Genomic DNA, 26,253 nt, shown 5'->3' with positions numbered 1-26,253 from the left:
TATACTATTTATAGGGAGGGGGCGCTTCGATGACCGAACTGGAACAATCACCGCCCGGTGGTGCCACCCTGATTATTATTACGGGCATGTCCGGTGCGGGCAAGACGATTGCTGTGCAGAGCCTGGAAGATCTTGGATTCTTCTGTGTGGATAATTTGCCGCCGGTGCTGATTCCCAAATTTGCCGAGCTGATTGAGCAGTCCAAAGGCAAAATCGCCAAAGTGGCGCTCGTTATCGATTTGCGCGGCAGGGAGTTTTTCACTGCTTTGTCGGAATCGCTATCCTATATCAAAGACGAGTCGACGATCGCTTTCGAAATTCTATTCCTGGACGCGACGGATTCTGTACTTGTACAGCGTTACAAGGAGAGCCGCCGGCATCATCCGCTGGCCCCCAAAGGCATGCCGCTTGATGGCATCCGTCTGGAGCGCAAGATGCTGGAGGAGCTGAAGAACTCAGCCACCTTGTGTTTGGATACCAGCAGCATGAAGCCGGTTCAGCTGAAGGAGAAGATTGTATCCCGCTTTTCCCATTTGGGCAAAAGCACACTTTCTGTCAATATTACTTCGTTTGGCTTCAAATACGGGATTCCGATCGACGCAGATCTTGTGTTTGATGTCCGTTTTTTGCCTAACCCGCATTATGTGGATCATCTGCGGCCAAAGACGGGCCAGGACACCGAGGTCTACGATTATGTAATGAAATGGCCGGAAACACAGACGTTTCTGACCAAGCTGCTGGATATGCTTCATTTTCTGATTCCGCAATACCGGAAGGAAGGCAAATCCCAGATTATTATCGGCATTGGCTGCACAGGCGGCAAGCACCGCTCCGTGGCGATAGCTGAGTATCTGGGCAAGATGCTGGGGGTTAGCGAGACGGAATTGGTAGCGGTCAGCCACCGGGATTCCGAGCGTGATCGGCATTAAGAGAGAAGGGGTCAATAGTGGCTGAAGAACAGGGACAGCGTCCTCGTATCGTCGTCATGGGCGGGGGTACGGGGTTGTCTGTTATGCTTCGCGGTTTGAAGGAAAAGCCGCTTGATATTACAGCTATAGTCACTGTAGCGGATGACGGGGGAAGCTCCGGCATTCTGCGCAGCGAACTGCAAATGCCGCCCCCCGGCGATATCCGCAATGTACTGACAGCGATGGCTGATGTAGAACCGCTCATGGCCCAGATCATGAGATACCGCTTCAGCAGCGGCGAGGGCCTGGCCGGTCACAGCCTCGGCAATCTGATCCTGGCGGCGCTTACGGATATTTCCGGTGATTTCGTCACTGCGGTCCAGGACCTCAGCCGGCTGTTTGCCGTACGCGGACGGGTGCTGCCTGCGGCCGGTGAGGCCGTGGTGCTGCATGCCGAAATGGCAGATGGAGCTATTATTACCGGGGAGTCCAAGATCCCCGAAGCGGGCGGTGTCATCAAACGTGTCTTTCTGGAGCCTGCGGATGTTGAACCGTTGCCCGAGGCGCTTGAGGCCATCCGCAATGCCGATGCCATCCTGTGCGGCCCGGGCAGTCTGTATACCAGTATCCTTCCCAATCTGCTCGTGCCCAAGCTGGCAGAGGCTGTAGTGGCTTCGGATGCGATCAAAATCTTTGTCTGCAATGTGATGACCCAGCCGGGTGAAACTGACAACTACACAGTCAGTGACCACCTGCAGGCGGTCTATGATCACATCGGATTGCATTTATTCGATTACGTAATCGTGAACGATGGCGAAATTCCCGAGCAGGTCCAGATCAAGTATGCGGAGAAGGGAGCCCGTCCGGTACAGCTTGACCGCGATGCAGTGGACGGCAACGGGTATAAGGTCATTGCCGACAAGCTGGTATTATTCAAGACCTATCTGAGGCATGATACAGATAAGCTCAGCCAGCATATTTACCAGCTGGTACAGGATTGGATTTCCAGATAAGTGTGTTTTTTATTCTGATTAGATCATGAAAGAGGTGAGCCCCTTGTCTTTTGCGGCCCTTACCAAAAAAGAGCTGACGATGGTGGAGAGCCAGCCTTGCTGCGAGAAAGCGGAGATGTCCGCGCTGATCCGGATGAACGGGTCGGTGCAGCTTTCAAGCAAAAAGGTAGTTCTCGACATTTCGACGGAGAACGCCGCGATTGCAAGGCGGGTATATTCTTTGCTTAAGAAATATTACCAGGTCCATATCGAGCTGCTCGTGCGTAAAAAAATGCGTTTGAAGAAGAATAACGTTTATATTGTGCGGATTCCTAACCGCGTCCAGGAGATTCTCAAGGATCTGCGGATTGTCTCCGAAGGCTTCATCTTCACCGATGGAATCGACCGGGAGATCGTCGGCAAGAACTGCTGCAAACGCGCATATCTGCGCGGGGCATTTATGGCTGGGGGATCGGTCAACAATCCGGAAGGATCTTCCTATCATCTGGAGATTGCTTCAATGTATGAGGAGCACTGTAAGGCGCTGGTGGATCTGGCTGGTGAATTTCACCTGAATGCCCGCTGCATTGAGCGCAAAAAGGGCTTCATTCTTTACATTAAGGAAGGCGAGAAAATTATCGAGTTCCTCAGTCTGATCGGTGCGCATCAAGCGCTGTTTAAGTTCGAGGATGTGCGGATTATGCGCGATATGCGCAATTCCGTGAACCGGATCGTCAACTGCGAAACGGCCAACCTCAACAAGACCATTAGTGCGGCAGTGCGGCAGATTGAGAACATCAAGCTGCTGCAGCGTGAGGTAGGCTTGGAAAGCCTGCCGGATAAGCTGCGCGAGGTCGCCGAGATCAGATTGGCCCACCCGGATATTAACCTTAAGGAAGTCGGCGAAATGCTGAAGGGTACTGTCAGTAAATCGGGGGTAAACCACCGCTTGCGCAAGATTGACGAGCTGGCGGACAAGGTCCGGGGCGGATGATTATTTTTTTTCTAGTGTGGTTGAGGTTATAATGATATAATATTATAAAATTAATGTGAAATTTTTGGGCAGATCTCAAATAGGGGGTAAGCGTTTCATGACAAAGCACCCGGTAGTAGTACGGTTGAAGACGGGGCTTCATGCTCGGCCGGCAGCATTGTTCGTGCAGGAAGCTAACAAATTCTCGTCGGAGATTTTCGTGGAAAAAGACGATAAAAAAGTGAACGCTAAAAGCATCATGGGTATTATGAGCCTGGCGATCAGTTCCGGCACGGAGATTTATATCAGCGCGGATGGCGCCGATGCGGATCAAGCTGTAACCGCTTTGACAAGTCTTGTCAGCAAAGAAGAGCTTGAGAACCAGTAATTGTTGCAAGGCTTTACTTTTAAATGGTAGACCAAAAAGCCCCCCGGGGCTTTTTTTAATTCCAGAAGCACAAGTGTATACTTACATACTTAAGGAGAATGAATATGATGAACAGCCAGGTGTTTCTCAAGGAACCATCGGCAGAGCTTCAGGGGCAGTCCGAGCGCAGAAAGGGCTATGCCAGGGAGCTGCTGAAGCAGGCTCTGGTGAAGGCCCGAGGTCTGGGAATCGACCTTGCGCTGGTCGTCTGTGATGCGGTGAATACGGCTTCGGAACGCACGATTCGCGGCAACGGAGGGCGGCAGATTGAAGATTTCGTTGAACCGGACGGGAATGTAATCCGGAGGTTCTGGATTGAAACCGGAAGCGGACAGTAGCCTTAAGCTGTACAAAAAATCTTCATGGCGGTTATGCAACTTTTGCCAAGCCGTTCCGTCTAGAGAGTACCAACAACAATTATAATGAATGAAAGGGGATGGCAAGCGTGAAGACATGGGGTAAAAGGCTCGGAGCGGTGCTGCTGGCGGGAAGCTTGATGATAGGGGGGATGGCTTTGAGCGGAGTGTTTCAAGGTCCTGAAAAGGCTTTCGCCGAGGATGTGCAGAGAAATGTCGTTAATGTGATAGGCAAAGGGGAGCTCGCGATTAAGCCGGATGTCGTTTATTTGTCTATCGGGGTCAATACTACGGCCGCCACAGCGGAAGAAGCACAGAAGACCAACGGAGCGAAGATTACGAAGCTGACCACATTGCTGAAGACGACCTGGGGCATTGCCGATAAAGACGTTCAGAGCACACAATTCAGTGTACAACCGAACTACAGCTATACTGAAAAAGATGGACAGCAGGTTAAAGGCTATATTGCCCAGCATACCCTGCAGGTAACCTACCGTGATCTGAGCAAGGTAGGCGCATTGCTGGATGCTGCATCTGCTGCGGGTGCCAACAACATCGGCAACGCACGGTTTGCGATCGAAGATCCCTCGGCTTTTGAAGCACAGGTTATTGAGAAAGCGATGGCCAACGCCGATGCCAAAGCAGGAGCTATTGCCAAGGCAGCCAAGCGCAGCCTGGGACAGGTCATTACTGTGACGCAGAATGATGACGGCAATAATCCGGTAGTGTATTTGGAGAATGCGGCTATGTCCAAAGCCATGGCAGATTCAGCCGGCGGAACCTCTGTTGAACCAGGTGAAGTGAAGGTCTCCACGCAGCTTAGCGTAATGTATGAGCTGAAATAATCAATGCCCCCAAGAGGCGCTTCTTCTGCTGGTTACAGCGGAGGGCAGTGCCTCTTTTTTATTTTTTTTCAGGGAGAATTGTTGGGAAATCTCTCATTTTGTTTAAAGAAATGTAATAAGCAGCCTTGAAAGGGTCCGCGATCTTTAAGAAATTGTAAAGGTCTCTGTAACAACCGCTGTTCCTGAATTCTCTATAATGGAAAGAGTGTAATGAGGGCGGCGGACAGGCTGTTTCTCAAGTATTCCGAATGAACATCAAGACTATCACCGTACCAGCGGAAGGAGAAATAACTATGAATTGCATCTCGAAGGAACAGGCACGTAAATGGGGAGTGGGCTTCATGACAGCAGGCTTGCTGCTGAGCGGGGGGCTTCTGCCTGCAGGGACAAATCAGGCGGCCGCGGCACAGGCGAAAGCCGATAATTCTCCGGTGGTGCTGAAGGTCAACGGGAAAATCATGCAGCAGACGGGTATGGTTCAGAACGGAAAAGTATGGGTCCCGGTTACCTTCATGCGCGATGCGCTTGGAATGCCCTTAACCTACGATAACGCCAATAAAACCTATACCCTTGGTAAAGGAACCTCAAAGGTTCGGCTGATGGTCTCCGATTACGGGATTTCGATTTCGGTCAACAATTTTTTTCTGAATGAATATGAGGCAAAAAATATCAATAACCGGATGTTCGTTCCGTTTGACCTGATCAGCGATTACCTGGGGTACAAGGGAGACTGGAGCGCGGCTACCGGCAGACTGAATGTCATAAGCAAACCGCAGAATGCGATTGCCATTAAGACGGAGAGCATTGTGGGGGACCGTGCGGATGCTCCGGTCAAGCTGGAATATCCGCAGTTCAGCGGACTGGCGAACGCCGAGGCGGAGCAATTGATCAATGACACAATCAAGCAGACGTTCACGAAGTTTGCGGCTGAGGCTGAGAAGGAAATATCGAATAAACCGGCAGACGACCGGCCGTATGAGTTCGACGGAGGTTATGTGATCACATACAATCAGGATGGCATTCTCAGTCTAATCACCAACCAATACAGCTACACTGGCGGCGCTCATGGCATGACTTACCGCAATGCGTTCACATTCTCTCTGAAGGACGGCAAACGCCTGTTAATCGGAGATTTGCTGAAGGCCAACCCGAATTACAAAAAAGAGCTGAATGCCAAGCTGTCCAAGCTGATTAAGGCTGAAGGCGGGTACCTGGGCGGCTTTGGCGGTCTTAACACAGAAAAGAACTATTATGTGAAGGACGGGAAATTGGCAGTCTTCTTCCAGCTCTATGAATACACAGCTTATGCTTCCGGCTTCCCAACGTACGAATTCACCTTTAAGGAATTGCTGCCCGACGGCAGCAGCCCGTTTGCAGCGCTGAAGTAACTAACTTCTTCTGAAAAGAGGAAGGAACAGCCGGCTCCGCTAATGCCGTGTATGGACACCTTTCCGTTGCCTGGGGCCTCTTCCGTTCATAAGCTAAAGGAGAAACCAGCTTATACGCGGGGAGGGAAGGATATGAGCTATCAGTACACAGCCATCGGCGATTCCTTAACGACCGGGTTCGGAGCTCTGCCGGGCAACGGATTTGTGCCGGTCTACCGCAGATTGGCTGAGGGGCGTCTGCGTGTGCCGATCGGCGCAGCGAACCTTGGCATTAATGGACTGACTACGGCTGCGCTGGAGCAGCGGCTGAGCAGAGACGCCATGTTCCGCCAAGCGATAAAGGATGCGGAGATCATTACATTGTCCATCGGCGGGAATGATCTGATCAAGGCGGCCAAAGCCGCTTCGCTTCGTCCGGGTGACCTGTCTCCTGCCCTGGAACGGGCGCTCAGTGAGTGTAAAAGAAACTTCGGTAATATTATGGGCTCGCTCCGCCAGCTGAAGAACGGCAGCCGTCAAGCCTACATTATCCGGATTGTTGGACTGTATAATCCCTATCCCCAGTTAACGGAAGCGTCAGACTGGGTACGTCAGTTCAATGGCTACGCTGCGGGCTACAGCAGCAGCGTATGCGGGTTTGCTTCCATCTATCAAGAATTTGCAGGCAATGAGCGTGGGCTGCTGTCACTGGACCATGTGCATCCAAGCGGGAGAGGCTACCGTGTAATCGCCGGAAAGCTGGATGCTTTGGGTTACGGGCGGCTTGGATGATACAAGGTTGCTTGCTGTACACACAACAAAAAGAGGCTGTTATAGACCATTGGTCTATAGCAGCCTCTTTCTGTAAAGCTTGTATTATACGCCTGCCGGAAGCGTCTTCTCGATAACCTTATCGACAATGCCATATTCAGCTGCATCGGCAGCGCTCATGAAGTAGTCGCGGTCCGTATCCTTCTCAATGCGCTCCAGCGGCTGGCCGGTGCGTTCGGAGAGAATGCGGTTCAGCTTGTCGCGCAGCTTCAGGATGCGGCGGGCGCGGATTTCAATATCCGTGGCCTGTCCTTGAGCACCGCCCAGCGGCTGGTGAATCATGATTTCACTGTTCGGCAGCGCAAAGCGTTTGCCTTTGGCGCCGGCGTTCAGCAGGAATGCTCCCATGGAAGCGGCCATGCCCACGCAGATGGTGGAAACATCCGGTTTAATGTACTGCATTGTATCAAATATAGCCATACCCGCTGTGATGGAACCGCCAGGGCTGTTCACATACAGGTGAATATCCTTCTCCGGATCCTCGGCAGCCAGGAACAGCATTTGGGCAATGATGGAATTGGCAACCACGTCATTAACCTCCGTTCCGAGGAAAATGATGCGGTCCTTCAGCAGGCGGGAATAGATGTCATAAGCGCGCTCACCGCGGTTGCTCTGTTCTACTACCATAGGAATATAACTCACGTGGAAAACCTCCTTGAATTGGTTCTTCGAATGTGTTCATTTTTTACTGTTACCGTATTAACCACATGATAAACAAATTCAAACAAAAAGTCAAAGAAAGTCAAACTTAGTTTATAAAAAAAGAGCCGGCAAGTGGCTCTTTGGTTAAATACTATAAATAACGGCTGCTAAATTATGTTCAAAAGTGAAAATAATGGCGCGCCCGCCAAGAATCGAACTTGGATCTCAGGCTTCGGAGGCCTACGTCATATCCATTGGACCACGGGCGCAACAGAAATTATTATATACTATTTATAGCTCAATTGCAATCTAATACTCATACTGTTTTCTTGATTTCTTTGCCCTGTTCTCATTTAGGGAATTCTAGCTGAAACGGACACTTGAAAGCTATTAGCAATGTTTAGGATGTACAAGCTTTTTTAATGGACGAAGGCGCCTTTACCGCTTGCCGGATTTTTAGGAGCGGATTGCGGGACTTTCAGCACTTTCCATGACGCAGCAGATGTATAAGATGAAAAGAGGTTGAGAATTATACTCTCGGAAGACTTGCACTTCGCGTAATATTTGGGTAGAATATGGGTGGGACTTAAAAAGTTAACCCGGGACGTTTTGAGACCATGAACAAGGGAATAAGAGGAAGACGAAGTTGCAGGAGTGAAAGCATGCGCAATTTATTAGAAATCCAAAAGCAGCTTCTGCCTGATCTCATGGAAACCCTTAAGAGACGTTACACGATTCTACATCAGATCATGCTGTCCGACATTATTGGGCGCAGAACGCTGGCCGCTTCGCTGGATATGACCGAGCGGGTGCTGCGCGCCGAGACGGATCTTCTGAAATCGCAAGGGCTCATTGAGATCGAGAGCGTAGGCATGCGCGTAAGCGATGCCGGGCGCAGACTGCTTGACCTGCTGGAGCCGATCGCCAAGAGCCTGTTCGGCCTGGATGAACTGGAAGAGAAAATTCGTACAACGTATGGTCTGAACAAAGTTATTGTTGTGCCCGGTGATTGCGAGACCTCGCCGTTCACGAAGCGTGAGCTGGGGCGCGCAGGCGCCAAAGCTTTGCTTGGTGTACTGCGTTCCGATGATACCATTGCCGTTACCGGCGGTTCAACGCTTGCTGAAATGGCTGATCAGCTCACACCGCCGTTGTCCCCTTCCTATAAGAACGCTTGGGTTGTTCCGGCGCGCGGAGGGCTGGGGGAGAGCATGGAGATTCAGGCCAACACTATTGCATCAAAGATGGCCAAACGGATCGGAGCCAATTACCGCCTGCTGCATGTACCTGATTTACTCAGTGAAGATGCTTACCAGTCGCTTGCGCTTGACGCAAACATTGGCGAGATCGTACAGATCATCCGCAGATCGCGCGTTATTGTGCACGGCATTGGCGATGCCATTGAAATGACCCGCCGCCGCAAGCTGGATGAGGCGACAGTCTCGGAAATCCAGGGAGAAGGAGCGGTTGCCGAATCGTTCGGCTATTATTTTAATGAAGAGGGCCAGGTTGTTCATACCATGCTGACGATGGGACTCCGCCTGGAGGATATTATCCGCACCGAAGTGGTTATCGGTATTGCCGGAGGCAGACGCAAGGCCAAAGCCATCCATGCCATGCTGCGGTTCGGGCAAGAGGATATACTTGTTACCGATGAGGCGGCGGCTGTCGAAATCGGCAAAGAAATCGACAATCAGCTCCAGACAGTCCTATAGATTCCACAATATAGGGAGCAAGCAAAGTTATTATGCATTATACTTAACATTGTTGTCTTGACAAGCTTAACGGCCTGTCTTGAATAAATAAAACGAAATCTAGGAGGAACTATTCAATGAGTGTAAAAGTTGGTATTAACGGTTTTGGACGTATTGGACGCCTTGCATTCCGCCGTATTCAAAATGTAGAAGGTATCGAAGTGGTAGCCATCAACGACTTGACTGACGCTAAGATGCTTGCTCATTTGCTTAAATATGATACAACCCAAGGTAAATTCCAAGGGGACGTTGAAGTACATGACGGCTTCTTCAAAGTGAACGGCAAAGAAGTTAAGGTTCTGGCGAACCGCAATCCGGAAGAACTGCCTTGGGGCGACCTCGGCGTTGACATCGTTCTGGAATGCACAGGCTTCTTCACAACTAAAGAAGCGGCTGAGAAGCACCTGAAAGGCGGAGCCAAAAAAGTAGTAATCTCCGCTCCGGCTACCGGCGACATGAAAACTGTTGTTTACAACGTTAACCATGACATCCTGGATGGTACTGAAACAGTAATTTCCGGCGCCTCTTGCACAACCAACTGTCTGGCTCCAATGGCAAAAGTTCTGAACGACAAGTTCGGAATCGTTGAAGGCCTGATGACTACAATCCACGCTTACACCGGCGACCAGAACACACTTGATGCTCCACACGCTAAAGGCGACTTCAGACGCGCCCGCGCTGCTGCCGAGAACATCATCCCTAACACTACCGGTGCTGCCAAGGCTATCGGCCTGGTAATTCCGGAACTGAAAGGCAAGCTCGACGGCGCGGCTCAACGTGTGCCTGTAGCTACCGGTTCCCTGACTGAGCTGGTTACTGTTCTTGAGAAGAACGTTACTGTTGAAGAACTGAACGCAGCTATGAAGGCTGCCTCCGATCCGGAAACTTACGGCTACACTGAAGATGAAATCGTATCTTCCGACATCAAGGGAATGACTTTCGGTTCCCTGTTCGATGCTACGCAGACCAAAGTACTGACTGTCGGCGACAAACAACTGGTTAAAACCGTTGCTTGGTACGACAATGAAATGTCCTACACTGCACAGCTTGTCCGCACTTTGGAACACTTCGCTAAGCTTGCTCAATAATATCGATTTCACATAAGCAGCATCTATAGAGCGGAAACAGAAGTTCCTTGTTTCCGCTCTTTCTAAATGGATTCGTGAATGACCAATTTTGGGTGTGGAGGAAATGTTAATCATGAACAAAAAAAGTGTCCGTGATGTAGAAGTAAAAGGCAAACGCGTATTTGTGCGTGTGGATTTCAACGTGCCAGTGGAAGACGGCAAGATCACCGATGATACCCGTATCCGCGAAACCCTTCCAACAATTAAATACCTGATTGAGAACGGTGCAAAGGTCATTCTGGCCAGTCACATGGGCCGTCCTAAAGGCCAATTCGTCGATTCCATGCGTTTAACAACAGCTGCTGTGCGTCTGTCCGAGCTGCTCGGCAAACCGGTAGCCAAAGCTGACGAAGCTGTCGGCGAAGCGGTAAAAGCACAAATTGCTGAACTGAACGACGGCGATGTGCTTGTGCTTGAGAATGTCCGTTTCTATCCGGGCGAAGAAAAGAACGATCCTGAGCTGGCTAAGCAGTTCGCCGAACTGGCTGACCTGTTCGTCAATGACGCGTTCGGCGCGGCTCACCGTGCACATGCTTCGACAGAGGGCATCGCCCATTTCCTGCCGGCGGTATCCGGTCTTCTGATGGAGAAGGAATTGTCCGTACTGGGCAAAGCTTTGTCGAACCCTGAGCGTCCTTTCACTGCCATCATCGGCGGTTCCAAGGTTAAGGACAAAATCGATGTTATCGATAACCTGCTGACTCTGGCTGACAATGTTCTGATCGGCGGCGGCCTTTCCTACACCTTCACCAAAGCTCAAGGCTTCGAAATCGGCGAATCCCTTGTAGACAACGACAAAATCGATGCTGCTCTTGGATTTATCGAGAAGGCCAAGGCACTCGGCAAAAACTTCCTGCTTCCGGTAGACGTTGTGATTGCCGACAAGTTCGGCGCAGATGCCAACACCAAGATTGTTGACGTGAACGAAATTCCTGCCGGCTGGCAAGGGCTTGATATCGGTCCTAAAACCCGTGAGCTTTATGCTGATATCATTAAAAACTCCAAGCTGGTAGTTTGGAACGGACCTATGGGCGTGTTCGAAATCGACATCTTTGCCGAAGGTACCAAGGCTGTAGCCCAGGCTTGTGCAACAACCGAAGGCTATACTGTAATCGGCGGCGGAGATTCCGCAGCTGCAGCAGAGAAATTCCACCTGGCTGACCAAATGGACCACATCTCCACCGGCGGCGGCGCATCACTCGAGTTCATGGAAGGCAAGGCTCTTCCTGGCGTAGAAGCACTGAACGACAAGTAAGACGTAGAAGGTAGAAGGAGGCAATCCATTACTATGAGCAGAACACCTATTATCGCGGGGAACTGGAAGATGTTCAAGACGGTTCCCGAAGCGGAAGGCTTTATCGCTGAAGTCAAAGGCCAGGCTGAAGTGGAAGGCGTAGAAACAGTAATCTGCGCACCGTTCACCAACCTGCCTGCACTGGTTGCAGCGGCAAAAGGCACCAGCATCAAGATTGGCGCACAGAACCTGCACTTTGAAGATAACGGAGCCTACACAGGCGAGATCAGCGGCGTAATGCTGAAGGACCTTGGCGTAGATTATGTGATCATCGGCCACTCCGAACGCCGTGCATATTTTGGCGAAACGGACGAAATCGTGAACAAGAAGATGCATGCGGCATTCCGCCACGGCATCACTCCAATTGTCTGTGTAGGCGAAAAACTTGAAGAGCGCGAAGCCGGCCAGACCAAGGACGTATGCAAAGTTCAAACCGAAGGCGCATTTGCCGGCCTTAGCGCTGAACAGGCTGCAAGTGTTGTTATCGCCTATGAGCCTATCTGGGCTATCGGCACAGGCAAGTCCTCTACTTCCCAGGATGCCAATGAAGTGATCGCCTACATCCGCAGCCTTGTAAAAGATCTGTACGATGAAGCGACCGCCGAAGCTGTGCGAATTCAATACGGCGGCAGCGTGAAGCCTGAGAATGTAACGGAGTACATGAGTCAAAGCGACATCGACGGCGCTCTTGTCGGCGGTGCCAGCCTGCAGCCTGCTTCCTTCGTTTCATTGGTTGAGGGGGCGAAGTAAGGATGTCAGCACCAAAACCCGTTGCTTTGATCATCATGGATGGTTTCGGTCTGCGCAATACGGCTGAAGGCAATGCTGTTGCCCAAGCCAACAAGCCGAACTATGACCGTTACCTGAAACAATATCCGAACACCACGCTTACCGCCTGCGGCGAAGCTGTGGGACTGCCGGAAGGCCAGATGGGCAACTCCGAAGTGGGTCACCTTAACATCGGCGCCGGCAGGATCGTATATCAGGACCTGACCCGTATCGACAAATCGATCCGTGACGGGGAATTCTTTGAGAACGAAACGCTGGTTGCTGCTGTAAGAAATGCAAAGTCAACCGGCAAAAAGCTTCACCTGTATGCGCTGGTATCCGACGGGGGGGTACATAGCCATATCAACCACCTGTTTGCTATGCTTGATCTCGCCAAGAAGGAAGATATGCACGAAGTGTATATCCATGCTTTCATGGATGGCCGCGATGTACCTCCTGACAGCGGACAGAAGTTCGTTCAGGAGCTGATCGCCAAGATTGAGGAAGTAGGCGTGGGCAAGATTGCTACGGTATCCGGACGCTATTTCGCGATGGACCGCGACAAACGGTGGGAACGTGTAGAGAAGGCTTACCGCGCTATGGTTTATGGCGAAGGCCCGCAGTATACCGATGCGCTGCTGGCGATCACAGGCTCTTACCAGAATTCTGTGTACGATGAGTTTGTTGAGCCTAGCGTCATTGTGGACAGCGAAGGCAAGCCGACAGCGACAGTAGAGAGCGGCGATTCCGTCGTATTCCTCAACTTCCGCCCGGACCGTGCCATTCAGCTGTCCCAGGTATTCACGAACTCGGATTTCCGCGGCTTCGACCGGGGGCCGCTGTTCCCGGAAAACCTGCATTTCGTATGCTTGACTACCTTCAGCGAGACGGTGCAAGGCTACGTGGCGTATTCGCCGAAGAACCTGGACAATACGCTGGGTGAAGTGCTTGTACAGCAGAACAAGAAGCAGCTTCGCATCGCGGAAACTGAAAAGTACCCGCACGTAACCTTCTTCTTCAGCGGCGGCCGCGATGAAGAGCTTCCCGGTGAAACCCGTATCCTGATCAACTCCCCAAAAGTGGCAACCTATGATCTTAAGCCTGAGATGAGCGCATACGAAGTGGCGGCGGCCTGCGTAGCGGAAATCGAAGCAGACAGACAGGATGCCATTATCCTGAACTTCGCGAACCCTGACATGGTAGGACACTCCGGCATGCTGGAGCCAACCATTAAGGCTGTAGAAGTTACGGATGAGTGTGTGGGCAAGGTTGTGGATGCAGTCGTAGCCAAAGGCGGCGTTGCGATCATCATTGCCGACCATGGCAATGCGGACATGGTGTTCGACGAGAACGGACGTCCGTTCACGGCGCATACCACCAACCCGGTTCCTTTCATTGTAACGACTGAGAATGTTGTACTGCGCGAAGCCGGTATTCTCGCAGATGTGGCACCGACCATTCTGGATCTGATGGGACTTCCGCAGCCTGCGGAAATGACCGGACAATCCATGATTGCCAGCCGCAAATAGGCAATACCCGCAAGACTATAACCCATGTTAAAAGGAGATTAACTTACATGACTATTATTTCTGATGTATATGCACGCGAAGTCCTTGATTCCCGCGGTAACCCAACGGTAGAGGTTGATGTTTATCTGGAATCCGGCGCAAAAGGCCGCGCTATCGTTCCTTCCGGCGCTTCCACCGGCGCTCATGAAGCTGTAGAGCTTCGTGACGAAGACAAGAACCGCTACCTGGGCAAAGGCGTTCTGAAAGCTGTTGAGAACGTAAATGAAATTATCGCTCCGGAAGTTATCGGTATGGACGCTCTTGACCAACTGGGCATCGACAAGCTGATGATTACTCTGGATGGCACGCACAACAAAGGCAAGCTTGGCGCTAATGCGATCCTGGCTGTGTCCATGGCTGTAGCCCGCGCTGCGGCAGCTGCACTGGATGTGCCTTTGTATGTATATCTGGGCGGATTCAACGCTAAGCAGCTTCCAGTTCCAATGATGAACATCGTCAACGGCGGCGCACATGCCGACAACAACGTTGACGTACAGGAGTTCATGGTTCTGCCGGTTGGCGCACCTAGCTTCAAAGAAGCTCTGCGTACAGGCGCTGAAATCTTCCATGCCCTGAAATCCGTACTTAAAGGCAAAGGCCTGAACACAGCAGTCGGCGATGAAGGCGGCTTCGCTCCTAACTTCACGTCCAACGAAGATGCGTTGTCCTCCATCATGGAAGCTATCGAAAAGGCCGGCTACAAACCGGGCGTTGACGTATTCCTGGGCATGGACGTTGCGAGCACCGAGTTCTTCAAAGACGGCAAATACCATCTGGAAGGCGAAGGCAAATCCTTCACTCCAGCTGAATTCGTTGACCTGCTTACTTCTTGGGCGGACAAATACCCAATCATCACCATCGAAGACGGCTGCTCCGAGGATGACTGGGAAGGCTGGAAGCTGCTTACCGAAAAATTGGGCAACAGAATCCAGCTCGTTGGCGACGATCTGTTCGTAACCAACACTGAGCGCCTGAACAAAGGGATCGAAGAAGGTATCGGTAACTCCATCCTGATCAAAGTTAACCAAATCGGTACTTTGACTGAAACCTTCGACGCCATCGAAATGGCAAAACGCGCAGGCTACACTGCAGTTATCTCCCACCGTTCCGGTGAATCCGAAGACAGCACAATCGCTGATATCGCCGTGGCTACCAATGCCGGCCAGATCAAAACAGGTGCCCCTTCCCGTACAGACCGTATCGCTAAATACAACCAATTGCTTCGCATCGAAGACGAACTGGGTGAATTGGCTCAATACAACGGCCTGAAATCCTTCTACAACCTCAAAAGATAAATTCTTTTGAGCTAAGCTTTCCTGGAGAGTCTGCCTTAATCGGCAGGCTCTTTTTTTTGCAGGAGCGCCGAAACCGCCGTGATTCTGTTACTTGGAGGCCATAGAAGAAGAAAATGCGCTATTTATTAAGGGAATACGACTGGAAGGTTGTATTCGTACTGGTGCTATGATAAAATTAAAATGCTGTTTATGAAACGTAAAACCCAAATTAGCATAGATAGTGATGCTTGGACGTAGGAGGTGGAAGTGAATGGATATCTTTTTAAAAGTAGTGCTCCTGATTTTTTCCGTAGGTCTGATTGCGGTCGTTCTTCTGCAAAAAGGAAAAAGCGCAGGTCTTTCCGGTGCCATCTCCGGCGGTGCTGAGCATCTCTTTGGTAAAACAAAAGCACGCGGTATGGAGCTCGTACTGCAGCGTGTAACGGTTGGACTGGCAGCCGGATTCTTCATTATGTCGATCGTGGTGGCCATTGTAATTGACTAATTGCTTGCAGCAAGCCTTTGCCTGTTCTGAATGGAATGGGGCAGGGGCTTTTTTTAAAGATAAGAAGTTTATATGTTTCACGCTTTAATTATCCTTCTCTTTCCCGCTGAAACGGATACCGTCCCTTAATGGCTGGCGAAACCGTTTCTACTTGGTGTTTAATAGGTTTCCGGGGTCCCCGCAAAGTACCTGGGTAAGCTTCGAAGCCCAGGCCTCACTTTGTGGGGTTATTTTTAAATCTAAGAATTTATATGCTTGGCATACTAAATGATCCTTCTGTTTCCCGCTGAAACACCCGGCCCTTATAAGGACGGCGTAGCCGTTTCTGCTTGAAATATATTTATATGTTTCACGCTATCCATTATCCTTCTATTTTTGGAGAAACGGATACCGCCTCTTTCAGAGGACGGCGAAGCTGTTTCTTCTTACTGTTAGAAGTAAATTTTGTGCTGCGTTAATCTTCGGTTGATCATTACAGGGATGCCGGGGATTGATTTCGTGTATACTAGGGTATGAGTATATAAAGGTAAAATTTACTGGAATACACACAGGCTAGTAGCAGGACAAGATATACATATATGCCAGCAGCATAACAAATGCTGCGGAGGGCCGAGGTGACGAAGTTGATAACACAGGAACAACTACTGGATTTCATGCGGGAGACCGCTTATAAGCCGCTCACTTATGACGAATTGGTGAGCCATTTCGCGATAGAGGACAGCGAATCGTTCACAGCCTTCGAGGAGCTGCTGCTCGCATTGGAGCAGGACGGAAGAATGATATTGACCCGCAATGCCCGCTACGGCGTGCCGGAGCGGATGGATATGGTGCGTGGACGTGTGCAGGCGCATGCCAAAGGATTTGCCTTTCTGATCCCCGATGACCGCGATCATCCCGATATCTATATCAATGCCAATGATCTGAAGGGTGCGATGAACGGCGATATCGTGCTGGTGCGCATTACCTCAAGAAGCCCGTCCGGAGGACGCATGGAAGGCGAGGTTGTGCGGATCGTCAAAAGAGGCGTGCTGCAGACTGTCGGCGTGTTTCAGAGTCTGGAGACGTATGGTTTTGTGCTGCCGGATGACAAGCGGATTAACCGGGATATCTTTATTCCGAAGCAGTCCTTCAAAGGTGCGGTCGACGGCGAGAAGGTCGTGGTCCGCATTGTGAATTACCCGGAAGGCCGGGCAGCGGCTGAAGGCGAAATCATTGAGATTCTTGGACATAAGGACGACCCGGGTGTGGACATTTTGTCGGTGATCCGCAAGCATCAGCTGCCGGAGGCTTTTCCCGCTGAAGTGATGAGCGAAGCGGAGCAGGCTCCGGATTCCATTACGGAGGAAGAGATCATCCAGCAGGGGCGCCGCGATCTGCGCGGGCTGAACATTGTCACAATTGACGGTGCAGATGCCAAGGACCTGGATGATGCGGTCAACGTGTCACGGCTGGAGAACGGCCATTATAAGCTGGGGGTGCACATCGCTGACGTTGGCTACTATGTGCGTGAAGGGTCCGAGCTGGATAAAGAAGCCTATGACCGCGGCTGCAGCGTATATCTGGTGGACCGGGTGATTCCGATGCTGCCGCACCGCCTGTCGAACGGCATATGCAGCTTGAACCCCAAGGTGGACCGGCTCACGATGTCCTGCGAGATGGAATTCGACGAGCAAATGAAGGTCGTGAAGCATGATGTGTTTACGAGCGTAATCCGCACCAAAGAGAGAATGACCTACTCCGATGTCCGCAAAATCGTTGAAGACGAAGATCCCGGGCTGCTGGAGCGCTACGCTCCGCTGATCGACGATTTCCGCCTGATGAAAGAGCTGGCGATGAAGCTGCGAGATGCGCGGATGCGGCGCGGGGCGGTGGATTTTGACTTCGAAGAGAGCAAGATTATTGTAGATGAGAACGGCAAGGCCATAGATATCGTGAAACGCGAGCGTTCCGTGGCCGAGCAGATTATCGAGGAGTTCATGCTGGCGGCGAATGAGACGGTGGCGGAGCATTTCCACTGGCTGAAGGTGCCTTTCCTGTACCGGATTCACGAAGATCCGGACCCGGAGAAGCTGCAGAATTTCATGGCCTTCGCGGCAAACTTTGGCTATCATGTCAAAGGCCGGGGCAACTCGGTGCATCCGCGTGCCCTGCAGGATCTGCTGGAGCAGATTCAAGGGACGAAGGAACAGACCGTCATCAGCACGATGATGCTCCGCTCCATGAAGCAGGCGAAGTATGATGCGGAGAGCACCGGCCACTTCGGGCTTGCAGCGGAATTCTATTCCCACTTCACCTCACCGATCCGCCGTTATCCCGACCTTGTCATTCACCGCGTTATGCGGGAGGTCATTGAGAATGGCGGGGCGCTGACGGAGAAGCGTCATGAATATCTTGCCAGCCGGATGCCGGAGATTGCCCAGCAGTCCTCGGAACGCGAGCGTGTGGCGGTAGAAGCGGAACGCGACACGGAGCAGCTGAAGAAGGCTGAGTTCATGCAGGACAAGGTAGGCGAGGAATTCGATGCCATGGTCAGCAGTGTCACCAGCTTCGGGATGTTCATCGAGCTGGAAAATACCGTTGAAGGCTTAATCCGCCTCAGCGCGCTGAGCGATGATTACTACCACTTCGACGAAGCCCACATGGCGCTCATCGGCGAGCGCACCTCGAAGGTGTTCCGCATTGGCGACGAGGTGAAGATCCGCGTCGCAAAGGTCAACATGGACGACCATACGATCGATTTCGAGCTGGTCGACATGAAGCCGCGTGCGGCGGGCGAGCACCGCAGCTTTGGCGGCCGCGGCGGCAAGGGCGGCCGTGCGGGCAGCGGCGGCTTCGCCAAGCCGCCCGGTGGCAGAGCCGGCGGCAAGGCCCGCGCCGGCGGTAAAGGCAAGCCCGGCAGCGCAGCAGCGGGCCGGGGCAAGGCCAAGCCCGGCGCGGTGGCACGCGCCGGGGAAGCGCCGCGCGCAGCGGAGGAGGCCGGCGGCGGTGCGCCGGCTGGCGGCCCTGGCAAGCGCGGGGGCGGCGGCCCGGCAGAGGCAGCGCGCCGGGCCTTCGCGGCCGTGAACCGCGGCGGGGCTGGTGCGCCGCGTGAGCGGGACCGCAGCGGCGGGCGTGGCCGCGGCGGAGAGGCCGGAGGCGGTGCCGGGGGGCGCGGCATCAGCTTCGGCTTCGGCTCCGGCAAGGGCGGCTACGGCGGCCCCGGCGGCGGAGCGGAGCAGGGCAGCGAGCTGCGCGGCGTAGACGCCAGCACGCGGTTCACCAGCCGTGAGGATCTCGGCAGCGGCGCAGCAGCCGAAGGCCGCAGTGACGGCGAAGGCAAGAGCGGCCGCCGCAAGAAGAACAACAAAGGCGGCGTCTTCATCGGCCCTTCCGTGACGCCAGGCAACGTAGAGACCTCTGAGAAGGTATCCGCCAAGCGCAGCGGCCGCCGCAAGAAGAAGAAAAAAACGCAAGAGTAAGCCAAAAGCGATAAGTGGCGCTGCTTCCTGTGTGAGGGAGCAGCGCTTTTTTCTCGGTTGGCATAGGGCAAGTACCGTCTGAGCTTCTTTATGAGAACGGTTTTGCCGATGTTCACCTCAGAGGATCATCCTTCCTTGCGCTGGCATGACCGCTTTTGATACAATATAGATCTGACGTTTGCCTCCGTTCAAACGGGAAATTCGAAGCAAGGAGTGACTTTCATGGGTAAAAAAGCAGACGGGAAAGTGCTCGCCCAGAACAAGAAAGCTTCCCATGATTATTTTATCGAGGACACTTATGAGGCTGGCTTGGTGCTGACCGGTACGGAAATCAAGTCGCTGCGTAATGGTCGCGCTAACATTGGCGATGCTTTTGCCACTATTCGGAACGGCGAAATTCATGTGCACAATATGCACATCAGCCCTTTTGAACAGGGGAACCGCAACAACCCGACAGACCCGACACGCACACGCAAGCTGCTCATGCATAAGGTGCAGATCAGCAAGCTGCTCGGTCTATCCAAGCAGGAAGGCTACTCGATTGTGCCGCTCAAGGTGTATGTGCGCAATGGCTATGCGAAGCTGCTTATCGGCCTCGGTAAAGGGAAGAAGCAATACGACAAACGCGATACCGCCGCCAAAAAAGACGCTCAACGCGACATTGCGCGTGCGCTGCGAGAGAAACAAAAAATCGCCAGATAAGCCGGTGGCCCGGCGCTTCCTGCCGTTCCAGATATATCCTTCAATTCCTTTAACCCGCGTGTTAAAGTGTTGATAAATGTGCTATACTGTGTAAGTAAGATTTTTGCTTCGTGGCAGTCCTCTTAGACAGAGGCTGTAGATGGGATCTCTCTTGCCGGAAGATCCGCTTGATCCGAAGCGCCCTTTTTAATGAGGGGCCGTTCTTGGATTCGACGGGGGTAGTTCGAGCATGAGCAGCGAGTAGTGGGGACGCGTCCGCTTCATCAACGCTAAAGCCTATTAAACGGCAAACAACAAAACAACTACGCTTTCGCAGCTTAATAACCTGTGTGCGTGCTTCTACCCTGCATCGCCCATGTGACAGGGATAGGGGCTAACAAGTAGTGGGATACGCTGTCTCATCTCCGCCTGCGGTGAGCTGAAGAAGACAATCAGGCTGACCCAACGTATAGCCGGTTACGGGGCGATACTCGGGTGACATCAAAACTGTAACTACACTCGTAGAAGCTTATGTGCCGTTATCTTCGGACAGGGGTTCGACTCCCCTCGGCTCCATCTAAAAAACCCGCTTAAATAGCGGGTTTTTTGCTGTTTATCAGCTAATTTGTAGACAGGACGTAGACACGCAATTATTAGGCTGTCAATTTTGGTCATTCTCATAGACCAAATGTCTACAAAATAGCTTTAAATCTATTGGATTTGTAATGGTTTTTTGTGATCAAAGAGGAAAGTGTTTTAGTTGTTTTTATTGTTTATCACATAGTATAATCAGTCTAGACAAGCAAGCGGTAATTGACTTTTTGGCGGTGAAATCGCTGCCTAAGACTTTAACGTATTGGGTATTCCGCGCATATTTTCCGGTTTAGGTTGTCCTGATCGGATTTTCGCGTCTAGTAGTAGATTTAGAACGGTAGAATAATATCTTGCTTGTCTATTTAAAAAAATAAGGAGTAGGTTGCTATATCTGGACATGTGAATGTTGAACTGAAGAGTTCACCTACTGATATAAGACTGAAATTTAGAAAATTAAACACTTTTGATGATATTGCGCATCTATTGGAAATTCCAGTCCAGTTTCTTTGGAAAATTTTAGTTAGAGATAAGCTCGTGAATTATAGGACGTTTAAACTTCGTAAGAAAAATGGTGATGAGAGAACTATTTATTCACCCCTTTCAAATTTAGCAATTCTACAGAAAAAACTTTCCTACATACTATCCTTAAACTTTACCCATCATGATAGGTCTCATGGATTTATTGAGAATCGTAGTATCGTCACTAATGCTTCAGAGCATTTACGTAAAAAATATGTTTTGAATCTGGATCTTGAGAACTTTTTTGAGAGTATTTCATTCCGTAGAATACGGCATATGTTTATATCCTATTATAAGTTCAATGATAAAGTAGCTAGTACCCTAGCTAATATTTGTTCTCATCCAGATGGATTTTTGCCTCAAGGAGCACCGACATCACCAGTGGTGTCTAATATTATTGCAAAGACATTAGATAAAGAATTGAAGAGAGTTGCCATCGGAGCAAAGTGGACTCAATATACTCGTTATGCTGATGATATTACTTTTTCAACAAGTAAAGAACAATTCCCGAAGGAAATTGCTACAATAAACGAATCTGGAATTATCACCTTGAATGAAAATATAATAAAGATTATTGAGAAGAATGGATTTAAAGTTAATGATAAAAAAACAAGGCTTCAAAATCACAAACAAAGTCAATCCGTTACAGGAATAACTGTTAATGAAAAACTAAATATTGATAGAAGATATATAAGGAGAATTCGATCAATCTTAAGTTGTATTGAGAAAAATATCAATAATCTTGATGAAGCCCACAAGATTTTTGAAATGAAATATCCTTTTCGGCAAAGAAAGAGAGGAAGTAATCCTGATATGTTTCTAATCTTGAGAGGTATGATCTCTCATGTTGGAAATGTCAAAGGAAAGCAAGATTCGGTTTACTGGAAGCTTGCGAATAGATTTAATAAAGTTACGCCTCATGAGCCGATAAAATTGCAATTATCTAGAAGAGAATTCCATGAGGATAACACATATGTAATTGACTCGGATTATACTGCAAAATATTATAATCACAATGAGAATATTTTTGATGAGGCGTTGTATGGCCAGGGAACAGGTTTTATTTTAAGAACCATAGGTCTCGTTACTAATGCTCACGTTATCGAGGGTATTATAGAAGGGCTTGAGCAAAAATTTATTTTCTCAAAAAAATACTATATAGAAGCATACAAATCTACACTGTATAGTTTTCCAGAAAATGCAAAAGTGCTTTGTTATGATATTGAAAAAGACATCGCGATCTTAAGCGTTGAAGGTTTAGAGATCCATGAAAAAGGATATATGTATAACGAATCTATAAAAGAGGAGCAACAAATTGAACTAGTAGGCTTCCCTGGCTACAGAAAAGGCCAAGACATAAAAATTCAAAAGGGATTTGTACAAGGAGTCAGAATGCATCTGAGTAAGGATGGAACCAAAAGATACAAGCGCCGTGAGATTTCTGCTACAATTTATGGCGGGAACAGCGGGGGCCCAATAGTAAATACGGACAATGAAGTGATTGGGCTTGCTGTTAAGGGAGCAACGATGAATGGTGTGTCACCGAATGAGATTGTACCTATTTCAGAAGTTATTGAATTAGCAAAAAAACATGGAATAATAAATGAACATGTTTCCATTAGCTTTTGAGATTTACTGACCTTTATAAAGGAGATATTTCTTACTTTGTTTGAAATGACTATTAGCCTGATCACTTAAAGGGATTGAGGTATATTGGGAATTGCTTTTTATATAATATTCTTTCCTCCTTGGAGATTGGCGTGTAAGAAGAGTCGGGCATTTAATGCCCGGCTCTATCTTTTATTATTTAATAAAATTTATGTATACTTAAATTCTGACTATTAATTGTGGATAAGAAAATTATAAATTAAATGATATTCATGTCGTTTCGTTATGTTGGGAAGACTGATGAGTTAAGCTGTGACAATAAATGATTATTTATTAATGAAAAAAGATAATTCGATTGACAAAATCAAAGAATATGGTAAATTTAATGTATAAATAATTGGAAAAGTGGTGATTATATATGCATTATGTTATTCCGATGGATGATAGCGATAAAACACTTATTATAGATGCCGTAGTACAAGCTAATAAAAGGGATATTCATGATTTTAAGTTGGAGAATGACTTTAAAACCTTTGTCAGTAAACATTTTTTGAAATGGGATTTCATTAATAAAAATGTGACTCGTACTCTTAATCCTAAATACCAATGCATTGGAATTGAGCGAGGTAGCTTATGGGAGTTTGTATTGATTTTCAACCAAGCTACTGGCTGTGCTTATGCGTTGATGAATGAAAAACGTTTTTATCAACTACGTGAGCGAAAGGTGCGGGATAAAGTTCATTACATAGATGCACTTGCATCCGTAAATACTGATGTAGTGTCTAGGGAGTCAGAGCAGCTCAATTTATTTGAGGTTGATAACAGTGACTGGGAAGAAGCAGTGAATGCGGTGCTGAAAAAAATGGCATTCCCTATAATTGGTGAGCTTAAACGCTTTGTATTAGTTACGTTCAAAACTGAAAAGGGAGAAATGAAATCAGTAAACTCTTATATCCCAACACCTGATTTGAGAATTGCACATGAAGAAAATTGGAATGACTTTATTGCACCTGATTATAGTACAGTGTTTTCTCATGAAGCAGAAGCAGAAGCGAATCAAGATGAAGAGATTGTATTGGGACTTAAAAAGGGCATAATCCCTCTTCCAAACGATAATATAGTGCAACTGAGACAAGACAGTGTAGAGAAGAAGGTATAAGATAAACTTCTCTCGGGAGGGTTATAATATGTTAGATCCACGAGAATTTAATGGGGAAAGGCTCAAAGCGGCACGAATATATAGAGGGAAGACAATAGCGGAACTTGCAGATGATATAGGTGTTACTAAACAATCTGTATCCTTATACGAGAATGGAAAGACAAAACCAAGTTTAGAAACTTTATTTAAACTTATTAGCGCCCTTGGATTCCCAAGGGAGTATTTTTATGAAGAGGATAAGAAAGAAATAAAAACAGGAGCGACATTTTTTAGAGCATTACTGACGACTAATAAGAAAGATAGATTATCCCAAGAGCAAAAAACAAAAGTATTATCTCAAATATATCATGTATTAAATCAGTATGTAGATTTCCCTAATTTGAATATTCCATTACTGCCTTTACAAGCTTCCGATATTGAAAAGGTAGCTCAAGAAGTAAGGAATTATTGGAGTTTAGGTATGGAACCAATAAATAATATGGTCCATTTGTTAGAGAAGAATGGGTTTATAGTAAGTGCATTTCAGACGGATGGTAATACTATTGATGCTTTTAGCCAAAGACAAGAGACTAATAATGATGATTTTATTTTTGTTGTATTGGGAAGTAATAAGAATTCGGCAGCCAGAAGGCAATTTGATGCTGCTCACGAATTAGGCCATATTATTTTGCATGATTGGTTTCTAGATCTAGAATTATTGACTCGTGAAGAGTTCCGGCAATTGGAGAACGAAGCTAATCAATTTGCTGCAGCCTTTTTACTACCCAAAGATGCCTTTATTCGAGACTTAATTTATCCAAACAAATTAGAGTTTTATGTTGAACTAAAAAAGAAATGGAAAGTCTCCATTTCTGCAATGATTGTAAGAGCATATCAACTAAAGGTCATAAATTATAATCAATATCAGTATCTAATGAGGCAAATTTCAAAGAATGGGTGGAGAACTAAAGAGCCATTAGATAATATACTTCAGGTTGCTAAGCCTACGGTACTTAGAAGAGCAATAGAGCTTTTACTCAGTAATGGTGTCTTATCAGGAGATATGTTAATGCAGCAGTTATCAAATAACAATATTAGCTTGCATAAATCGGAAGTGGAAATGTTATTAGGGTTAGATGAGGGTACATTAAATGATTCGAAATCTTTGCCAGGGGTAGTTTTGTCTATAAAAAACAGACCTAACCAATGAAATTCAACTTTTTAATAAGCTTACGAGTAATTAAATAATCATTCGTTTTAGGTTAATCGATATTAGAGTAATCTCAAAAGGAATATATATATATTATTATAATGATACCTAGTCGATAGGTAGTCATTAATGAAGGCCATACACATTTAGGTGTATGGCCTTCATTTTTCTCTGCAATAAGCAAACCATAGAAAGGTTTGGAGGATGCAGGCAACTTAAACTAAGCTAACGGAGGTTTTACTGATGCTAACACAACGAAATACTGAGCTGAAGTCACTACTAACCGATTCTTTGCGTGAAAAACAAGGAAGTTATTTAATTGAAGAGTTAATGAATCGGTTTCCTTCCGTCTCAGACCTTATAGAGGTTACTGAGCAGGAGTTAATCTCAATCAGTGGTATTGGGCCACACAAGGCCCAACAGATTGTAGCAATACTAAAGTTGGCAAGGACACTTATCGTGCCGGATATAGAGTTTCCGGCTATTCGCAAACCTGAGGATGCGTTTCATTTACTTGAGCCGGAGCATCGATATAACACCAAAGAACATTTTATATGTCTGTACCTCAATACTAAGAATCGTGTGATCCACAAGGAGACGATCTCTATAGGCTCTCTTAACGCTTCTATTGTCCATCCGCGTGAAGTATTCAAGGTTGGAATCAAACGCTCTTGTGCCTCAATTATCTGCTCTCATTCTCACCCCAGCGGTGATCCTACCCCTTCGAATGAAGACCTAATTATTACCCATCGTCTTATAGAGGCTGGTGAAATTATTGGTATTGATGTATTGGATCATCTAATCATTGCTGGAAGAAAGTATGTGAGTTTAAAGGAACAAGGTTTAATGGTTCGTGCTTAGGTATCTTTAAAGATTAAAAGACGCTTAACAATGTCATATACGGAATTCTGTTCGTCTTCGGTACGGGTTCTTAGCTCAAACATAAGTTTGTTTAATGTATCTGAGTTCTTGTGTGGGGAGCGGTCAGTTTCTAAGCGGAATAACTCTAGTACATTAACCTCAAGTGCCTGTGCAATTTTATCCAGCATATCTATTGTGGGGCTTCTTATGCCGCGTTCTATCTGTCCAACATATGATGTGTTTACTCCTGCTATCAAAGCAAGTTTCTCCTGACTAATTCCACGTTCTTGTCGTAAGACTCTTATTTGAGAACCAACAGCCTCAGAAATTCTACTCAACTTCACTCACCTCTATGCTCAAGATAGAGGTTAGGAGAAAACACAACAAACGGTTATAGTAACTAATGAATTAAGTTACTATAGTAATTGACGTTGGTTGTTAGTACTTATATAATTGCTTTGAGTTTCCAGCGAAATACACATGGGGGTGTCAATCAAAAGAAGAAATCCAATAAAGATGGTACTAAAAGTAGGACCCAGTAATAAATGAAGCT

The 26,253-nt window shown here is 48.3% G+C and carries 22 protein-coding genes, 1 tRNA gene, 1 other RNA gene and 1 pseudogene; 22 read left to right on the top strand and 3 right to left on the bottom strand.

Going from position 1 to position 26,253, the window contains the following annotated elements:
* Positions 1 to 29: 29 nt before the first annotated feature.
* From rapZ to HYD27_RS22510, 8 genes and pseudogenes are all read left to right on the top strand, one after another.
* Positions 30 to 929, top strand: coding sequence for an RNase adapter RapZ (rapZ, locus tag HYD27_RS22545; protein ID WP_219218849.1), 900 nt, complete (start codon positions 30 to 32; stop codon positions 927 to 929).
* 56 nt (positions 930 to 985) lie between these two features.
* A complete protein-coding gene (locus HYD27_RS22540; protein ID WP_219218893.1) occupies positions 986 to 1,921 on the top strand; it encodes a gluconeogenesis factor YvcK family protein in 936 nt (311 codons plus the stop codon).
* A 43-nt stretch (positions 1,922 to 1,964) separates the two neighbouring features.
* Positions 1,965 to 2,894, top strand: a complete 930-nt coding sequence (whiA, locus tag HYD27_RS22535; RefSeq protein WP_219218848.1) for a DNA-binding protein WhiA — start codon at positions 1,965 to 1,967, stop codon at positions 2,892 to 2,894.
* A 97-nt stretch (positions 2,895 to 2,991) separates the two neighbouring features.
* Positions 2,992 to 3,261, top strand: coding sequence for an HPr family phosphocarrier protein (locus tag HYD27_RS22530; RefSeq protein WP_019914358.1), 270 nt, complete (start codon positions 2,992 to 2,994; stop codon positions 3,259 to 3,261).
* A 158-nt stretch (positions 3,262 to 3,419) separates the two neighbouring features.
* Positions 3,420 to 3,638 (top strand): annotated as a pseudogene (locus tag HYD27_RS22525) (GNAT family N-acetyltransferase); the annotation flags it as partial.
* Between the two features lie 107 nt (positions 3,639 to 3,745).
* On the top strand, positions 3,746 to 4,501 hold the full coding sequence (locus tag HYD27_RS22520) for an SIMPL domain-containing protein (RefSeq protein WP_219218846.1): 756 nt from the start codon (positions 3,746 to 3,748) through the stop codon (positions 4,499 to 4,501).
* Between the two features lie 293 nt (positions 4,502 to 4,794).
* On the top strand, positions 4,795 to 5,889 hold the full coding sequence (locus HYD27_RS22515; protein ID WP_219218843.1) for a PdaC/SigV domain-containing protein: 1,095 nt from the start codon (positions 4,795 to 4,797) through the stop codon (positions 5,887 to 5,889).
* Positions 5,890 to 6,021: 132 nt separating this feature from the next.
* Positions 6,022 to 6,660, top strand: a complete 639-nt coding sequence (locus HYD27_RS22510) for a GDSL-type esterase/lipase family protein (RefSeq protein WP_219218842.1) — start codon at positions 6,022 to 6,024, stop codon at positions 6,658 to 6,660.
* An 84-nt stretch (positions 6,661 to 6,744) separates the two neighbouring features.
* Here HYD27_RS22510 and clpP read toward each other — a convergent pair whose 3' ends face one another.
* Positions 6,745 to 7,341 (bottom strand): ATP-dependent Clp endopeptidase proteolytic subunit ClpP, encoded by a 597-nt coding sequence (clpP, locus tag HYD27_RS22505; RefSeq protein WP_038584671.1) that lies wholly within the window; start codon positions 7,339 to 7,341, stop codon positions 6,745 to 6,747.
* A gap of 194 nt (positions 7,342 to 7,535) precedes the next feature.
* Positions 7,536 to 7,610, bottom strand: a tRNA-Arg gene (locus HYD27_RS22500).
* 393 nt (positions 7,611 to 8,003) lie between these two features.
* On the opposite strand from HYD27_RS22500, the gene HYD27_RS22495 reads away from it, so the two are divergent.
* The 14 genes from HYD27_RS22495 (at position 8,004) to radC (ending at position 25,700) form a co-directional block, all read left to right on the top strand.
* The gene (locus tag HYD27_RS22495) at positions 8,004 to 9,056 is read left to right on the top strand and encodes a sugar-binding transcriptional regulator (protein ID WP_219218840.1); all 1,053 of its coding nucleotides are present in this window, start codon (positions 8,004 to 8,006) and stop codon (positions 9,054 to 9,056) included.
* Between the two features lie 116 nt (positions 9,057 to 9,172).
* Entirely contained in the window at positions 9,173 to 10,183 is a 1,011-nt protein-coding gene (gene gap / locus HYD27_RS22490) for a type I glyceraldehyde-3-phosphate dehydrogenase (protein WP_219218838.1), read from the top strand.
* A 112-nt stretch (positions 10,184 to 10,295) separates the two neighbouring features.
* Positions 10,296 to 11,477, top strand: coding sequence for a phosphoglycerate kinase (locus tag HYD27_RS22485; protein ID WP_219218837.1), 1,182 nt, complete (start codon positions 10,296 to 10,298; stop codon positions 11,475 to 11,477).
* A gap of 33 nt (positions 11,478 to 11,510) precedes the next feature.
* Positions 11,511 to 12,266 carry a triose-phosphate isomerase gene (gene tpiA / locus HYD27_RS22480; protein WP_219218835.1) on the top strand — a complete coding sequence of 252 codons (756 nt, stop codon included), beginning with the start codon at positions 11,511 to 11,513 and terminating at the stop codon, positions 12,264 to 12,266.
* Positions 12,267 to 12,268: 2 nt separating this feature from the next.
* Positions 12,269 to 13,813, top strand: coding sequence for a 2,3-bisphosphoglycerate-independent phosphoglycerate mutase (gene gpmI, locus HYD27_RS22475; RefSeq protein ID WP_219218833.1), 1,545 nt, complete (start codon positions 12,269 to 12,271; stop codon positions 13,811 to 13,813).
* A 47-nt stretch (positions 13,814 to 13,860) separates the two neighbouring features.
* Positions 13,861 to 15,147 (top strand): phosphopyruvate hydratase, encoded by a 1,287-nt coding sequence (gene eno, locus HYD27_RS22470; protein ID WP_020425583.1) that lies wholly within the window; start codon positions 13,861 to 13,863, stop codon positions 15,145 to 15,147.
* A 250-nt stretch (positions 15,148 to 15,397) separates the two neighbouring features.
* Positions 15,398 to 15,631 carry a preprotein translocase subunit SecG gene (gene secG / locus HYD27_RS22465; protein ID WP_219218831.1) on the top strand — a complete coding sequence of 78 codons (234 nt, stop codon included), beginning with the start codon at positions 15,398 to 15,400 and terminating at the stop codon, positions 15,629 to 15,631.
* 623 nt (positions 15,632 to 16,254) lie between these two features.
* The gene (gene rnr / locus HYD27_RS22460; protein WP_228745260.1) at positions 16,255 to 19,089 is read left to right on the top strand and encodes a ribonuclease R; all 2,835 of its coding nucleotides are present in this window, start codon (positions 16,255 to 16,257) and stop codon (positions 19,087 to 19,089) included.
* A gap of 222 nt (positions 19,090 to 19,311) precedes the next feature.
* Positions 19,312 to 19,791 carry an SsrA-binding protein SmpB gene (gene smpB / locus HYD27_RS22455; protein WP_219218827.1) on the top strand — a complete coding sequence of 160 codons (480 nt, stop codon included), beginning with the start codon at positions 19,312 to 19,314 and terminating at the stop codon, positions 19,789 to 19,791.
* A gap of 193 nt (positions 19,792 to 19,984) precedes the next feature.
* Positions 19,985 to 20,349: a transfer-messenger RNA gene (ssrA, locus tag HYD27_RS22450) on the top strand.
* A gap of 414 nt (positions 20,350 to 20,763) precedes the next feature.
* Positions 20,764 to 22,512 carry a trypsin-like peptidase domain-containing protein gene (locus tag HYD27_RS22445; protein ID WP_309242112.1) on the top strand — a complete coding sequence of 583 codons (1,749 nt, stop codon included), beginning with the start codon at positions 20,764 to 20,766 and terminating at the stop codon, positions 22,510 to 22,512.
* A gap of 397 nt (positions 22,513 to 22,909) precedes the next feature.
* Positions 22,910 to 23,650 (top strand): DUF5986 family protein, encoded by a 741-nt coding sequence (locus HYD27_RS22440; RefSeq protein WP_219218826.1) that lies wholly within the window; start codon positions 22,910 to 22,912, stop codon positions 23,648 to 23,650.
* Positions 23,651 to 23,678: 28 nt separating this feature from the next.
* The gene (locus HYD27_RS22435) at positions 23,679 to 24,839 is read left to right on the top strand and encodes a helix-turn-helix domain-containing protein (protein ID WP_219218824.1); all 1,161 of its coding nucleotides are present in this window, start codon (positions 23,679 to 23,681) and stop codon (positions 24,837 to 24,839) included.
* Between the two features lie 243 nt (positions 24,840 to 25,082).
* A complete protein-coding gene (gene radC, locus HYD27_RS22430) occupies positions 25,083 to 25,700 on the top strand; it encodes a RadC family protein (protein WP_219218822.1) in 618 nt (205 codons plus the stop codon).
* Here radC and HYD27_RS22425 read toward each other — a convergent pair.
* The gene (locus tag HYD27_RS22425; RefSeq protein ID WP_219218819.1) at positions 25,697 to 26,038 is read right to left on the bottom strand and encodes a helix-turn-helix domain-containing protein; all 342 of its coding nucleotides are present in this window, start codon (positions 26,036 to 26,038) and stop codon (positions 25,697 to 25,699) included. The two genes, radC and HYD27_RS22425, sit on opposite strands and share 4 nt — an antisense overlap.
* Between the last annotated feature and the right edge of the window lie 215 nt (positions 26,039 to 26,253).

This window comes from Paenibacillus sp. S150 (assembly GCF_019352175.1).
GTDB lineage: Bacteria > Bacillota > Bacilli > Paenibacillales > Paenibacillaceae > Paenibacillus_AQ.
The sequence above is the reverse complement of the archived record's forward strand: the minus strand, read 5'-3'. Positions and strand labels throughout refer to the sequence as shown.

Coding starts and splice junctions, on each gene's coding strand:
- HYD27_RS22435 (WP_219218824.1), top strand. CDS start 23,679: ATGTTAGATCCACGAGAATTTAATGGGGAAAGGCTCAAAGCGGCACGA.
- tpiA (WP_219218835.1), top strand. CDS start 11,511: ATGAGCAGAACACCTATTATCGCGGGGAACTGGAAGATGTTCAAGACG.
- secG (WP_219218831.1), top strand. CDS start 15,398: ATGGATATCTTTTTAAAAGTAGTGCTCCTGATTTTTTCCGTAGGTCTG.
- HYD27_RS22515 (WP_219218843.1), top strand. CDS start 4,795: ATGAATTGCATCTCGAAGGAACAGGCACGTAAATGGGGAGTGGGCTTC.
- HYD27_RS22540 (WP_219218893.1), top strand. CDS start 986: ATGGGCGGGGGTACGGGGTTGTCTGTTATGCTTCGCGGTTTGAAGGAA.
- radC (WP_219218822.1), top strand. CDS start 25,083: ATGCTAACACAACGAAATACTGAGCTGAAGTCACTACTAACCGATTCT.
- HYD27_RS22485 (WP_219218837.1), top strand. CDS start 10,296: ATGAACAAAAAAAGTGTCCGTGATGTAGAAGTAAAAGGCAAACGCGTA.
- HYD27_RS22495 (WP_219218840.1), top strand. CDS start 8,004: ATGCGCAATTTATTAGAAATCCAAAAGCAGCTTCTGCCTGATCTCATG.
- smpB (WP_219218827.1), top strand. CDS start 19,312: ATGGGTAAAAAAGCAGACGGGAAAGTGCTCGCCCAGAACAAGAAAGCT.
- HYD27_RS22530 (WP_019914358.1), top strand. CDS start 2,992: ATGACAAAGCACCCGGTAGTAGTACGGTTGAAGACGGGGCTTCATGCT.
- eno (WP_020425583.1), top strand. CDS start 13,861: ATGACTATTATTTCTGATGTATATGCACGCGAAGTCCTTGATTCCCGC.
- rapZ (WP_219218849.1), top strand. CDS start 30: ATGACCGAACTGGAACAATCACCGCCCGGTGGTGCCACCCTGATTATT.
- gpmI (WP_219218833.1), top strand. CDS start 12,269: ATGTCAGCACCAAAACCCGTTGCTTTGATCATCATGGATGGTTTCGGT.
- HYD27_RS22510 (WP_219218842.1), top strand. CDS start 6,022: ATGAGCTATCAGTACACAGCCATCGGCGATTCCTTAACGACCGGGTTC.
- HYD27_RS22440 (WP_219218826.1), top strand. CDS start 22,910: ATGCATTATGTTATTCCGATGGATGATAGCGATAAAACACTTATTATA.
- gap (WP_219218838.1), top strand. CDS start 9,173: ATGAGTGTAAAAGTTGGTATTAACGGTTTTGGACGTATTGGACGCCTT.